This window comes from Salinicoccus jeotgali, assembly GCF_039538805.1.
GTDB classification, from domain to species: Bacteria; Bacillota; Bacilli; order Staphylococcales; family Salinicoccaceae; genus Salinicoccus; species Salinicoccus jeotgali.
On the sequence record NZ_BAABCK010000011.1, the window covers coordinates 74,861 to 88,957 of the forward strand.

The 14,097-nt window shown below is 45.8% G+C and carries 11 protein-coding genes; 9 read left to right on the plus strand and 2 right to left on the minus strand.

Features of this window, described 5'->3' with window-relative positions:
* Positions 1-9 precede the first annotated feature (9 nt).
* Both ABD734_RS01445 and ABD734_RS01450 read left to right on the plus strand, forming a co-directional pair.
* Positions 10-933 (plus strand): VOC family protein, encoded by a 924-nt coding sequence (locus ABD734_RS01445; protein WP_344700839.1) that lies wholly within the window; start codon positions 10-12, stop codon positions 931-933.
* Positions 934-947: 14 nt separating this feature from the next.
* Positions 948-1,529 (plus strand): protein-L-isoaspartate(D-aspartate) O-methyltransferase, encoded by a 582-nt coding sequence (locus ABD734_RS01450; protein WP_344700840.1) that lies wholly within the window; start codon positions 948-950, stop codon positions 1,527-1,529.
* A gap of 167 nt (positions 1,530-1,696) precedes the next feature.
* Here ABD734_RS01450 and ABD734_RS01455 read toward each other — a convergent pair whose 3' ends face one another.
* Together ABD734_RS01455 and rarD are read right to left on the minus strand one after the other, a co-directional pair.
* Positions 1,697-2,491 carry a hypothetical protein gene (locus ABD734_RS01455; protein WP_344700841.1) on the minus strand — a complete coding sequence of 265 codons (795 nt, stop codon included), beginning with the start codon at positions 2,489-2,491 and terminating at the stop codon, positions 1,697-1,699.
* 72 nt (positions 2,492-2,563) lie between these two features.
* Positions 2,564-3,481, minus strand: coding sequence for an EamA family transporter RarD (rarD, locus tag ABD734_RS01460; protein ID WP_344700842.1), 918 nt, complete (start codon positions 3,479-3,481; stop codon positions 2,564-2,566).
* A gap of 217 nt (positions 3,482-3,698) precedes the next feature.
* Between rarD and ABD734_RS01465 the strand changes: the two genes are divergently transcribed.
* The 7 genes from ABD734_RS01465 (at position 3,699) to ABD734_RS01495 (ending at position 14,092) form a co-directional block, all read left to right on the plus strand.
* On the plus strand, positions 3,699-5,138 hold the full coding sequence (locus tag ABD734_RS01465) for a PTS mannitol transporter subunit IIBC (RefSeq protein WP_344700843.1): 1,440 nt from the start codon (positions 3,699-3,701) through the stop codon (positions 5,136-5,138).
* A 27-nt stretch (positions 5,139-5,165) separates the two neighbouring features.
* Positions 5,166-7,160 (plus strand): BglG family transcription antiterminator, encoded by a 1,995-nt coding sequence (locus ABD734_RS01470; RefSeq protein WP_344700844.1) that lies wholly within the window; start codon positions 5,166-5,168, stop codon positions 7,158-7,160.
* 10 nt (positions 7,161-7,170) lie between these two features.
* Positions 7,171-7,602, plus strand: coding sequence for a PTS mannitol transporter subunit IIA (locus ABD734_RS01475; RefSeq protein WP_425568268.1), 432 nt, complete (start codon positions 7,171-7,173; stop codon positions 7,600-7,602).
* A 2-nt stretch (positions 7,603-7,604) separates the two neighbouring features.
* On the plus strand, positions 7,605-8,702 hold the full coding sequence (locus ABD734_RS01480; RefSeq protein WP_344700846.1) for a mannitol-1-phosphate 5-dehydrogenase: 1,098 nt from the start codon (positions 7,605-7,607) through the stop codon (positions 8,700-8,702).
* A 155-nt stretch (positions 8,703-8,857) separates the two neighbouring features.
* Positions 8,858-10,852, plus strand: coding sequence for a catalase (locus ABD734_RS01485; RefSeq protein ID WP_344700847.1), 1,995 nt, complete (start codon positions 8,858-8,860; stop codon positions 10,850-10,852).
* 149 nt (positions 10,853-11,001) lie between these two features.
* Complete coding sequence (locus ABD734_RS01490) at positions 11,002-11,466, plus strand: MarR family transcriptional regulator (RefSeq protein WP_344700848.1); 465 nt, start codon at positions 11,002-11,004, stop codon at positions 11,464-11,466.
* On the plus strand, positions 11,450-14,092 hold the full coding sequence (locus ABD734_RS01495) for an MMPL family transporter (protein WP_344700849.1): 2,643 nt from the start codon (positions 11,450-11,452) through the stop codon (positions 14,090-14,092). The genes ABD734_RS01490 and ABD734_RS01495 overlap by 17 nt, the downstream gene beginning before the upstream one ends.
* Positions 14,093-14,097 lie beyond the last annotated feature (5 nt).

Consider the following 14,097-nt stretch of genomic DNA (forward strand, 5'->3'; position numbering starts at 1 on the left):
GCGATTTTTATGACACCAAAAGGGTTGCATCATGTGTCAGCAATTACTGCAAACATCACCGACAACCACAAATTCTATACAGATGTGCTTGGACTCCGACTCGTCAAAAAGACTGTAAATCAGGATGACACAAGCATGTATCATCTGTTTTACGCAGACTATGAAGGCCATCCGGGCACAGACATCACTTTCTTTGAAATAACCGGAGCACCAAAGTACCAACCAGGCAGCAACGGCATCAGCCGCACATACTTCAGAGTCCCTTCTGAGGAGGCGCTCAAATTCTTCAAGACCCGATTTGAAGAGAAAAATATCCATCATGAAGAGATCACGGAAGAATTCGGCAAGACCGTCTTGAAATTCGAAGATCACGAAAAACAACGTCTGGCCCTTATGGTGGATCAGCAGGGGCCGAAACACCCGAATATTCATCCGGAGATTCCTGAAGTCCATGCCTTGACGTCGATTGGTGCTGTGGAACTGAGCATCCAATACTTGAAACCCATGGTCCAATTCTTCGAACTGCTCGGCGGCGTTTCAGATCACCCCTACAAAAACGAGGACACAGCCGTCGAAATGAAGTTCGGCGACGATTCTCTATACCTTATCGAAAAGCGGACCAGCCAGCTCGAAAAAGAAGGATATGGCAGCGTACACCACCTTTCCCTACGTGTCGCCGATGAAGCAGCCCTCCTCAATATCAAGGAGAAGGTTGATCATGAAAAGTGGTTGAATTCAGGCATCGTCGACCGCTATTACTTCAAGGCCCTATATATCACGACGGTCGGTGGGATAACTGTAGAATTGTCGACAGAAGGGCCGGGCTTCGATATTGACGAACCCATCGATGCCCTTGGAGAGAAACTCTCCCTTCCGCCTGCCATCGAAGAACAGCGTGATTTCATTGAAATGTATCTGACGCCCATCAACTAAAAGGGGTGAGTGTTTTGAAACATGATAAAAAAGCAATAGAATCCTTTTTCAACAGGCTTGATCGCAGCAGATATATGGATACGCAAAGACATCTGGCAGGAGCCGACATGCCGTGCCCGATCGGCCACGGCCAGACGATTTCACAACCTTCGCTTGTGTTGTCCATGACGCTTGCGCTCGAGCTCGCACCACAACATGATGTGCTCGAAATAGGCACCGGTTCAGGCTTTCAGACCGCCATGCTCGCAAAGTTTTCAAAAAACGTCTACACTGTTGAACGCATTGAGGCATTGTATGAACGTGCTAAAGAAAGACTCCGGACCGAGGGGTTTTCCAATATCCATTTCCATTACGGCGATGGCAACCAGGGGTGGTTGGAATATGCTCCCTACGACCGCATCATCGTCACCGCGGCCGCCGAAAGAACACCTCAGGCATTGGTTGACCAGCTCGCCCCAGACGGTAAGATGGTCATACCTGTCGGAGATGATTTCGCCCAGGAACTGAAATTGATCGAGAAAGATAGGAATGGCTCCGTCCACGTTTCTACCCTTGAATATGTCAGGTTCGTCGAGCTGAAGAAAGATACTGAATAAGGAGTCGTTTTAACTGAAGGATGTAAAATAAATGATGACGAGGGGGAAAACCGAGTCATTGGAGCTAAAAAATAAGAAGAGGCGATCCCATGAGAATCGCCTCTTCTTACTTCCTTAAGTCACCCGCACAGGTGACATTACCTTCTCATACCATCTCTGCACCTGGACTAGTCGACTGACTCAGGCAACTGTATCGCACCTATATCATTGAATGATTTAAACTCGACCTCTCCGGATAATTCATAACGCCCTTCTGCATCTTCTCCTGTCGCTTCATACTGGATGGACTTTATGCGCGAATTCTCCTTGTCGATGACGACTTCCACCTCATTATTCGGATTGGAGGTATCTATGGCACTGAATTCAGCTGCAAAGAGTGATTCAAACACTTCAAAGATTTCAGTGCTTTCCCCCTCAAATGTATAGATCAGCTGATTTTCCTCTTCAGTCAGCTTCATCTCATCTTTAATATCAGAAAAAGCGATGACGGCATTTTTGTATGTTACATGAAAAAGCTGTTCTATTTCTATGGACTCTGAGATGTCTACCCAATCGTCTCCGTTATTGTAGTAGGTTTCACCATCTTTCGAGATGGTCCGGTCCTCCCCTTCTGACTTAAGATGCAAAGACGGTGGCGTCCCCTCTTTATACTTTACGTCCGCATCAAGAGTTTGGGAGGATTCATCGTCCACCAAAGCCTCCAGGTCCACCATGGCTTGGTAACTTTCTATATTCTGGGCTTCTTCAATCAAGTCGGCAATTGCGGAATCATCTGTTTCGATTCCTTTCAATGTCCGGTTTGCATCATCTGTGGTGTCCATTGATTGCTTCCCTTCGGTCGTTTCCTCTTGGGCGACCCCGGCCTCTCCTGATGTCTGATCTGTTTTCTCCTCTTCCCCCTGACAACCAGTCAGTAACGCAACTGCAATCGGAACGGCAAACAGATATTTCGAAAACTTCATATCCCCTACTCCTTAGAAAACTCATTTTCAATAAATCATATCATGACTATAGATGCTTCCCCTAACAATATGCTAGTGCGTGACGCGCCGTCTCGGCTTGCGTCCTGTGTCCCGCCGCATTTCCTTGAAGCGGGTGAATGTATACAGCCCGAGCCCGCCCCATATCAATATATAGGCGACACCATGTATGCGGGTAAATGCCTCACCATACATGAAGACCCCAAGCAGAAGCATTACAGTCGGTGCAAAATACTGAAGTATACCCACTAGGGACAGTCGGATACGCTGTGCACCGATCGAGAACAGCAACAATGGTACGGCAGTGACGACGCCTGTCCCCATCATGACCAGGCTATCCTGATCGAATCCGAAATGCCCCTCCCCGCCGACTTCAAGGAATAGGATATAGAATAGCGCCACCGGCGCCAAAACAAAAGTTTCCACAGCCATAGCAAAGACGGCATCCATATTGACTACTTTTTTGATTAATCCGTAGATACTGAAGGACAGAGCCAGGAAAAGTGATATCCACGGCGCAGAACCCAGACCTACCGTCATGTAGGCGACTCCCAGAAAGACGATTATGATGGCGACCCATTGAGATTTTGAAAATCGTTCCCCAAGAACTGCGAACCCGATGAGAATGCTTATGAGGGGATTTATGTAATAGCCGAGACTCGCATCCAGTATATGGCCACTGTTGACTGCAATGATGTATAGCAACCAATTGGAAGTGATGACCACTGAAGCTACGAATAATGCCGCTACTTTCTTTTTATCCCGGAATATGAACTTTAGATCTTTATAGAAAAGGTGCATACGGTTCGTCACGAGGATGAATACAATCATGAAGATGAACGACCAGAATACGCGATGGGCAATGACTTCGTATGAAGATATATGCTCCAGCTGCTTCCAATAGATTGGTAGGAACCCCCATATCAGATAGGCGCTCAGGGCAAACAATGCCCCCTTTTTACTGCTTTCCATACAGACCACCCCTTTTACTGTTCTCCTTTTGCATATGGACCCATCCGCTACACTTGAATATTCCGGCAATTATACCATGATATCCCCCCTTTTAATCACTAACTTATGTTTTGGCAATATCAGTGTGCCAAAACTGCGTTTTGTTTATATTGTAAGCGTTATCGTTTTGCCTTATGATTTAGTTATACTATAAATCATCTAAAAAGGGGTGGCTTTAATGTCTGAAGAAAAAAAAGGTCTTTCACGTAAAGTTCAAGCTTTCGGTTCATTTTTAAGCAGTATGATCATGCCGAACATCGCTGCATTCATTGCTTGGGGACTCATCACTGCGTTATTCATCGAAGTCGGTTGGCTTCCAAATGAAGATCTTGCTGGAATGGTAGACCCGATGATCACCTATCTTCTGCCACTATTGATTGCCTACACCGGAGGGAAACTGATCCACGACGTCCGTGGCGGAGTCGTCGGCTCTACTGCAACCATGGGTGTAATCACTGCTTTCCCAGACTCTCCAATGCTTCTTGGCGCAATGATAATGGGACCGCTCGGTGGCTATCTCATTAAACAAGTCGACCGTATACTCGTCCCAAGAATCAGGCAAGGCCTTGAAATGCTGGTCAATAATTTCTCAGCCGGAATTCTTGCGTTCCTGTTGGCACTCTTTGGCTTCTATGGCCTTGGTCCTGTCGTAACCTGGTTGACGGATCTGCTCGGCAAACTTGTCGACCTTATTGTAGAAGCGGGGCTGCTGCCACTCGCCAGCATATTCATAGAACCTGCAAAAGTCCTTTTCCTGAACAACGCAATCAATCACGGCGTGCTGACCCCGCTTGCTTCTGAAGAAGTCCAGGAAGCCGGCCGCTCCATCCTGTTCACCCTTGAGACGAATCCCGGACCTGGTTTCGGCATCCTGCTGGCCTATATGGTCTTCGGCAAAGGGACTGCCAGGGCGACTGCACCAGGCGCTGCCATCATCCAGTTCATTGGTGGTATCCATGAAATCTACTTCCCTTACATCTTGATGAAACCGCTGCTCGTTGTTGCACCGATACTCGGTGGTGCCACTGGAATCTTGGTTTTCAGCCTATTCGACTTCGGACTTTCCGGCCCACCTGCACCAGGAAGCATCCTTGCCTACTTCGCCATGACACCACGCGGAGAACTTCTAGTCATGTTGCTCGGTGTCGCCGCAGCGACTCTAGTATCATTTATTGTTGCTTCGATCATCTTGAAGTTCACGCGTCAACCAGATGATGATATTGCGGGAGCCACTGAAAAGATGGAAGCCGCCAAAGGTAAGAAATCCACCGTTGCAGGTTCTTTAGCCCAATCTGAAACAGCTGGCCCGGAAGAGTCGGTATTCGATTACGGAAACGTCGAGAAAATCGTATTTGCCTGTGATGCAGGTATGGGTTCAAGCGCCATGGGAGCGGGTATGTTAAAGAATAAGTTTAAAAAAGAAAATCTTGATATCGATGTCACCAATTCTGCAATCAACCAATTGAAAGGCGATGAGGATATAATCATCACCCAAAAGACATTGACGGAGCGGGCAGAAAGCAAAGTGCCGACTGCAAAACATATTTCAGTCGACAATTTCCTTAACAGTCCGAAATATGATGAGTTGATTGAAGCGCTTAAGAAACATCAGGAATAACCATCATTTAAATGAGGAGGTGCCACTATGATCAGTTCGCGGGAAAAGAAAATCATCACCGAACTCATCCATCATAACGGCAACTTCCTCCTTATCAAAGAACTTGCCACAAAATTAGGGGTCTCCTCCCGCACCATCCATAGAGAATTGAAGAATGTCACTCATACATTGGAATCGCTCGGCCTCATTCTTATAAAAGAATACAATAGAGGAGTCAAACTGGACCTTCCATCAAATGAAGTGGAGACACTTATTAAACATCTGAATGCAAATGCTGTAGAGGATTTGAGTACTGAGGAGAAAAAAGTTGCACTGCTGTATCATCTGATGCTGAATAATGAAGGCCTTAAGAAAAACGCCCTAGCAGTTGAACTCGGCATCAGCGAGCATGTTGTTGATGACCTGATTGAACAGATGCGCCCCCAACTTGAGGCATTTGAACTCACCATAACCAAAACCCGGTCGATCGGCATCCAACTTATTGGCGATTCGATCAACAAGCAGAACTTCCTAGCTGATATGATGGTTAACGAACTTAACTCCAACAGCATCTATTCAGTCATCGAAAATAACTTTGTATTCAGCTCTCTTGTCAACAATAGAGTAATAGGGACGCTTGAAGCAGATACAATTTTTAAAGTCGAAAGATTGCTCATGGACGAACTCGAAGTGCTGCCCTATCAACTAACAGAAAATGCATATTTAAACCTCGCCTTGCATATCGTCTTGGCGATAGATCGCACGAAAAATGATTCCTTCCTTGAAATCAGACAGGATCTGATGGATGAGCTATCAGGCACCCAGGAATTTCAAGTCTCACGCTCGCTCATTAAAAATATAGAAGCGGAATTCAGCATCGAATTTCCAGATGAGGAAACATATTTCATATCGATGCACCTAAGAGGAAGCAGAAGAAAGTTTCAAGGCCACGATATAGTTGAATCCCTTGAACAGAGGACCATCTCATTCATTGATGCCGTCAGCCAAAGGATGAACTATCCCTTCTTTGCGCATCCTGAACTTAAAGATGGGTTGATCATGCATATCGAGCCAACGTTACATCGTATGGAGTCAGGAATCATCACTGATAATCCGCTATTGGAATCTATTCGTGAAAGCTATCCTCGCCTTTTTGAAGTGGTCGGTGAATGTTTTGCCATGCATTTCAAAACAAGACGACTCAGTGATGCAGAAATTGGTTTTTTGACAATTCATTTCGGAGGCGCACTTAGCAGTACACCAAACATTGAAGTGACGACAGTCTGTTCAAGTGGCATAGGTACAAGCAGAATACTCGCTAACCAGTTGAAAACCAGGTTCAGCAATATATCCATCAGGCAGGAACTCTCCATTTCAGAACTTCGTGAAGCCAAATTGCGGGATGATGAGCTTGTCTTAAGTACCGTACCGCTCGACTTGGAGCGTTATATACTTGTAAGTCCGCTGCTCGATGACCAGGATGAGAAGAAGATTACAGAAGCAATCAACCAGATGCACGTGGGGCCTACGACCATCGATACTCACTCACAGATCAAGACTGCCATCGACCCAATCCATGTCATCCAAGCATCTGAATTGTATCTGAACCGCTCTCATATCACGCTGACTAAGAGAATGGACGCATTGGAGACCATCCAGCATGTACTGCATACCCAGGAGGTTGCGGATGAATACTCCAGAGATCGAATATTGACTTCGCTGTCTAAACGTTTTAAAAAAACAGGGTTTATAATTGGTGAACACGGTCTTTCCTACCCTCATGTACGGTCTTCTTTGCTGAAATCACATCACATTTTTCTCATCGAAAACAAAGCAGGCATAATCGATCGGAACTATTTGGGTGATGAGATCACCACTACACATCAAATTCTGGTACTTGTGCCAGAAGATTCATTAATCATAGACCTCATCAGCGAAATCAGTATACTGTTTGGGGAACATCATGACGACACTGACACTTTATTTGAAAATCCTGCACTTCTGGAAAACATCATAAAAAATTATATAAGTACACTATATTAATGGAAAAGGATTGATCAACATGTTAAAAAAAGAAAATATACTCCTCAATGAAAAGGTAGCTACCAAAGAAGAAGCAGTTAAAAAAGCGGGGCAGATGCTCGTCGATCAAGGGGCTGTAGAGCCAGCTTACATCGATTCAATGCTTGAACGCGAAAAAGTTGTTTCAACATTCATGGGAAATGGTCTTGCAATCCCCCACGGGACAGATGAGGGTAAATCCTCAATAATAAAAAGTGGGTTGTCACTCGTACAGGTGCCTGGCGGCGTCGATTTCGACGGCAACGAAGCGAAAGTCATCCTCGGAATTGCAGGAAAGGATGGCGAACACCTGGATATGCTCCAAAAAATAGCAGTGCTGTTCTCTGAAGAAGAGAATGCAGACAAGGTCATCCACTCATCCTCAGCGGACGAGATCATAGCGCTGTTTGAAGAGGAGCTGTAACCATGAAAGCTCTACATTTTGGGGCGGGTAACATCGGCCGCGGATTCATAGGAAAGATCCTCCATGATAATGGCTATTCGGTGACATTTGCGGACATCGATGCTGAAATTATAGACGCACTTAATGAGGATGGGAAATATACCGTTCATATCGCAGAAGAAGATGGTGAAACATTTGAAGTTACGAATGTCGCAGGGGTCAATACAATTACTGATGATGATGCGTTGAAAACAGCTATTCTGGAAGCAGACCTGATAACCACTGCCGTGGGCGTCAACATCCTTCCTGTAATCGCAAAATCAATAGCGCCAAACCTCGCCGGGCGTGGCAACAGCCCGCTCAACATCATTGCTTGCGAAAACGCCATCCTTGCCACAGATACACTTAAAGCGGAAATCTTGAAGCATACTGATGAACTTGATGGCATAGGTTTTCCGAATTCAGCTGTAGATCGGATCGTACCCATCCAAAAAAATGATAATCTGCTGGATGTAAAAGTGGAACCATTCTACGAGTGGGTGATAGAGAAAGCTCGCTGGATAGGAGATGCGAGACTGGACGGGGTCACTTATGTAGAAAATCTGATACCCTTCATCGAACGCAAACTGTTTACGGTCAATACCGGTCATGCAGCGATAGCCTATTATGGAAAGACACTTGGATTTGAGACCGTCTCTGAAGCAATGACCAATGAAAAGGTCGAAGCATTCCTCAAGGATGTCCTGAATGAAACGATGCTCTATCTGACTTCAAATTATGATTTCACAGAGGCACAGCAACTTTCATATATTGAAAAAATAATTGCGCGATTCAAAAACCCCCATCTGTCCGATGATCTGGATCGTGTCGGGCGTGGTGTGATGCGCAAGCTAAGCGCGGGCGACCGCATCATGAAGCCACTGATCTATTTGGAGCAGAACAATCTCAGTTGCAATGCCCTCACAGAACTTGCTGCATATGCACTGGAATTCAATAATCCCGATGATCCGGAAGTCAAAGAAAGAGATGAACAAATTGCACAGCTGGGAATGCAGGAATTCTTGACTAGCCATAGCCACCTCAACGATGGATTGATACAGAAAATTAAAGAATATCTTTAGATAAAAGGTCGTGCCAAAATGTGCACGACCTTTTCTTATACCCGCTTGGAACACGAAAAAACTCGATACAGTAAATACATGCAAAGCGCATGCGGGGTTGCTATAGTAGATGTGTAAGGTAGTCAATTCAATCTTTCAAGGAGGCACGACCATTAATGAACAAGAAAAAGGAAGATCTCCAGAAGAACACAATCGACAATACCAAAAAGGCACATATGACAACGAATCAGGGACTTAAAGTCAGCAACGATGAATTCTCCCTGAAAGCGGGTGAACGCGGCCCTACATTGATGGAAGATTTCCATTTCCGCGAAAAGATGACGCATTTCGACCACGAGCGCATTCCTGAGCGTGTAGTCCACGCCAGAGGATTCGGGGTCCATGGGGAATTCGAATTATACGAATCACTGGAAAAATATACAAAAGCCGGCCTTTTCACTGATACGAGCAGAAGGACACCTGTCTTCGTAAGATTTTCAACGGTCGCCGGAAACCGTGGTTCAATGGATATTCCGCGGGATGTCCGCGGGTTTGCGACAAAGTTCTATACGGAAGAAGGCAACTTCGATCTCGTCGGAAATAATATGCCGGTCTTCTTCATGCAGGATGCCATCAGATTTCCAGACATGGTTCATGCTGTAAAGCCTGAACCCCATAATGAAATGCCACAGGCAGCATCCGCCCACGATACATTTTGGGATTGGGTCTCACAGAATACCGAGAGTGCCCATATGGTGATGTGGTTGATGAGCGACCGCGCCATCCCGAGAAGCCTAAGGATGATGGAAGGGTTCGGCGTCCACACATTCAGACTGGTGAATGCTGAAGGCAAAAGTCATTTCGTTAAGTTCCACTGGAAACCAAAACTGGGGACCCACCAGGTGGTATGGGACGAAGCGCAGCTCATCAACGGAAAGAATATGGACTTCCACCGACAAGATCTATGGGAGAATATCGATAAAGGCAATGCGGTTGAATTTGAACTCGGCATGCAGTTGATTCCCGAAGAAGATGAATTCAATATGGATTTCGATATTTTGGATCCAACCAAGTTATGGCCTGAAGAAGATGTCCCGGTCCAGATTGTAGGTAAAATGACGTTGAATCAAAATGTCGACGACTACTTTGCAGAGACGGAACAGGTCGCTTTCCACCCAGGCCATGTCGTGCCGGGCATCGACTTCTCGAATGACCCGCTTCTACAGGGTAGACTCTTCTCCTATACCGATACGCAGTTGATCCGTCTTGGTGGGCCGAACTTCCACCAGATTCCAATCAACCGTCCAATCTGTCCATTCGCAAACAACCAGAGGGAAGGCTACAACCAGATGAATGTTACGAAAGGCCAGACTTCCTACCATAAGAATTACCTCAATAACAACCAACCGGAACCGGCCTCGCCGGAAGAAGGCGGTTATGAGCATTATGATGAGAAAGTCGAGGGCCGGAAGATCAGGGCACGAAGCGAGAGCTTCAAAGACCACTTCAGCCAGGCGAAGATGTTCCTCAATTCAATGACAGAGCATGAGAAACAGCATATGTTCGATGCTCTAAGCTTTGAACTTGGCAAGTGTAAAAGTCTTGGTGTCAGACAGAATGTCGTAGACTATCTGCTCAATCCCATCGATCGTGAAATGACCGAATACGTGGTAGATAAAATAGGTGTGGACTTGCCTGATACCGTAGAAGAATCGACTTATGAAAAGAGTTCTCCAGCGCTCAGCATGGCGAATACCCCTTCATCTCTTGAGACGCGTCAGATCGGAATCATGATAACACCTGATGTACCGAAAGAAAAAATGTTGAATCTGCAGCAAAAACTGGAAGATAAGGGTACAGCAGTCACTTTCATCTCCGATAAGATACGTAAAATAGGCGATGATGTCATGACGGAAACGTTCGACACGGTCCATTCGGTGCTTTTCGATGCTGTGATTGTTCTGAAAGGACAGGAAAACCTGCATCCTGAAGCTGTAGAAAACCTCGAGATTGCATTCAAGCATAAGAAGGCGATCGGCTTCAGTACAGATGACGGTGATATATTCAGGGCTCTCTCATTCACAGACGATGACAAAGGCGTTACGAATATTGAAGAAAACCTTGAACAATACTTGGAAGATGTAAAATCACATCGTATCTGGGACAGATAATAATTCTTGCAAGGGCCTCTACGGAGGTCCTTTTTCTGTTCGTAAAACTGTCACATCATATACTTTGACCCTGTCCTTTATTACATGGTAGACTGTTGAAGTCTTCGATTGGTTTAGTACTCTCAACTAAAATACAGAGGGGTGGAAATATGACAGAAAAAAGTGACGTTATACATAACCTCAAGCTTATCTATGGTTACGGCTACACGAAAGTATTCAATGATGTCACCGACTCGATAACCCGAATGCACATATCAAAGACCCAGATGGATATCATGCAATTCATCTATCTGAATGGGCATGCCACCCCCTCGGATCTGGCCCTGGAACTTAATGTCCAACGTAGCGCCATCACACATACAGTAAAGAAGCTGATCCAGAAGAATCTGGTCAGGAGTGAAGGTAATAAAATGACCAATGACAAAAGATCGAAGTTGATCTATATGACCAGAGATTCCGAGCAACTGGTGGAGGAATTTCTGGATAAAATCCATCATAAAATCACGACTGATATTGGCATATTGACGAAAGAAGAAGAAGAACAGCTCTATCACGCGACCATGACAATTTTGAAATATATACCAGGAGGCACCCCCGATGAAACACATACTTAAGTTCAAATGGCCCGTCACCGTACTGATGCTGATTTTCGCCATCACTACTTTTATCCTCTCTCCTAACTTGACGCAACTGGCAACAGAAAAAGGTGACGTCCAGCTAGCGGACGACTCACCAAGTGAACAAGCCAGGCAATTCCTCGAAAAATACGATCAGGATAAGGAATCGATGTCACTCGTCCTCGAATTTGAGGGGAAAGTCTCGGCAAACGAAGGGGATATCGTCGATTACATTGAAGAAATAAAATCTATGGATGACGTTGATAATGTCGTCAATCCATTCGAATTTGAGGATGATGTGGAGGAGAATTTCATCAATGAAGATAATGGTGTCGCCATCATTCCGATGGATTATGTAGGTTCAGTCGATGATATCGGCAATGTCGCCGAATCCATCGAGGAAGCGAACACGACTGAAGCAAAAACATCCATGACTTCAAATGAGCTCATCCAGAATACAGTCGAACAAGATGCGATGGAAGGCATCCAATCCACTGAAATGTTTACAGTAATCATAGTAGTTGCTGTACTGTTGATCATGTTCAGATCCGTCGTGACTCCGTTCGTACCTGTAATGGTTGTCGGCATCGCCTACCTGATTGGCCAGTCTTTCGTTGCATGGTTCGTCGAATGGTTCGGCTTTCCGATTTCGCCACAGACCCAGAGCTTCCTTATCGTTATCCTGTTCGGTATCGGTACAGACTACTGTATATTGCTGCTGAACCGTTTTAAAGAAGAACTTGAACATCATGATAAATATGACGCAGTCATACGCACTTTCTCCACAGCTGGTAAAACTGTATTCATCAGTGGCCTCTCAGGCGCCATCGTATTCGGTGTCCTGTACTTCGCCAACTTTGAAATCTACCGTTCAGCTGTAGGCGTGGCATTAGGGGTAGTATTCCTGCTGCTCGCCCTCTTTACACTATTGCCAGTGCTCATGTATCTGCTCGGCAGATATATCTTCTGGCCGAACATCAAGAAGACGGAATTCAAGGAGAGCCGCTTATGGACACCGCTCGGGATATTCTCATTGAAATATCCGACACGCATCATCTTTACAGTATTTGCGATCTTGATCGCAGTCGCCCTGTTCTATAACGATGAAGTCAATTTCGATGCCATCGAAGAACTCGATGACGATTATTCCACTGTCCATGCCACTAATGTTGTAAGTGAAAACTTCGATGAAGGCCAGCTCTTCCCTCTTAAAGTCATCCTGTCGACTGGAGAAGATATGCTCAAGTCGGAAAACCTATCAAGACTTGATGCTGTGGCCTCCACTGTTTCAAATCTTGACGGGGTAAAGGAAGTCCAGACACTCACGCGCCCATCCGGTGAAGCGATAGAAGACCTCAATATCCGCAGCCAGTTGAAACAGGCGAACGAAGGCATCGCCGATATGCAGGATGGACTGACCGAAATAGCCGATGGTCTGGATGAAACGAGCAGCAACCTGAGCAATACTGAAACACAAGGCGGAGACCTCTCTGCGCTCGGTGACGGCATTGAAGACATAAACAGCAGCCTCAACCAGATTACTGAATATATGACCCAAACAGGTGATGCCGAAGGGGCAGCACAGCAATTGGGTCAAGTGCAGCAAGGTTTGACAACATTGTCGGACGAAGTTGCTGTAGCCAACGAAGAAATCACCGCGCAGCAGGAAGCGGCCAGCCAGCAATTGACGGAACTTGGCAACGGCTTGTCCGACTCCTCAGAAGGCATCCGAGAAATCAAAGATGGGCTTGAAGATGTATCTTCACTGATGACGGAAATCAATGACAATGAAGCAGTCGATCAGACAGGCGTCCATGTGCCTCAGGAATTCATCGACAATCCGGATATTGAAGATGCAGTCGATCAATATGCCTTCGGTGACAATGAAGCGTTGATCATGAATGTCATACTGGAAGACGATCCGTATAGTCATCAAGCCATGGACACTTTAAATTCGGTCGAAGATACGATAGACGGAGAACTGCAGCGTCTTGACAGGGAAGAGACCGAGTCCTACTTCTCGGGAGTAACGAGTATGAACCGGGACTTGAACCAAATCTCCAATGATGACTATAACCGGGTTGTGACCATCTTTATCGTGACCTTGTTCGTCATCTTGGCTGTCATATTCAGATCCCTGGTGTTGCCAATTTCAATGATCAGTTCGATATTCATCACCTACTTTGCATCTGTAACCATTACACAATGGCTGCTTGGCCTATTCGGATATGGTGAATTGAATTGGGCCGTGCCATTCTTCAGTCTGATCATATTCGCAGCACTCGGCATCGACTATTCAATATTCATCATAGACCGGTTCAGGGAAGAACTTGCAGACCGCACTATAAGAGGCGCAATCGAACAGTCCATCAGACGTATGGGCGGTGTGGTAATCACTGCTGTCATCATACTGTCCGGAACATTTGCTGCACTCCTGCCTTCTGGCATGATCATATTGATACAAGTCGCAAGCATCATCATATTCGCACTGTTGCTATACGCATTCGTTGTACTGCCCCTTCTGGTCCCTGCGTTCGTCATCACCTTCCGACGCGGCAACTGGTGGCCGTTCAGAATGCCTGGCGGACGGGAACGTGAAGAGAAGTTTAGGGATGAAGATTAAGGGTA

Excerpts from the sequence above, each read along its gene's own strand:
- ABD734_RS01445 (WP_344700839.1), top strand. The coding sequence starts at position 10 with ATGACACCAAAAGGGTTGCATCATGTGTCAGCAATTACTGCAAACATC.
- ABD734_RS01455 (WP_344700841.1), bottom strand. The coding sequence starts at position 2,491 with ATGAAGTTTTCGAAATATCTGTTTGCCGTTCCGATTGCAGTTGCGTTA.
- rarD (WP_344700842.1), bottom strand. The coding sequence starts at position 3,481 with ATGGAAAGCAGTAAAAAGGGGGCATTGTTTGCCCTGAGCGCCTATCTG.
- ABD734_RS01465 (WP_344700843.1), top strand. The coding sequence starts at position 3,699 with ATGTCTGAAGAAAAAAAAGGTCTTTCACGTAAAGTTCAAGCTTTCGGT.
- ABD734_RS01470 (WP_344700844.1), top strand. The coding sequence starts at position 5,166 with ATGATCAGTTCGCGGGAAAAGAAAATCATCACCGAACTCATCCATCAT.
- ABD734_RS01480 (WP_344700846.1), top strand. The coding sequence starts at position 7,605 with ATGAAAGCTCTACATTTTGGGGCGGGTAACATCGGCCGCGGATTCATA.
- ABD734_RS01485 (WP_344700847.1), top strand. The coding sequence starts at position 8,858 with ATGAACAAGAAAAAGGAAGATCTCCAGAAGAACACAATCGACAATACC.
- ABD734_RS01490 (WP_344700848.1), top strand. The coding sequence starts at position 11,002 with ATGACAGAAAAAAGTGACGTTATACATAACCTCAAGCTTATCTATGGT.
- ABD734_RS01495 (WP_344700849.1), top strand. The coding sequence starts at position 11,450 with ATGAAACACATACTTAAGTTCAAATGGCCCGTCACCGTACTGATGCTG.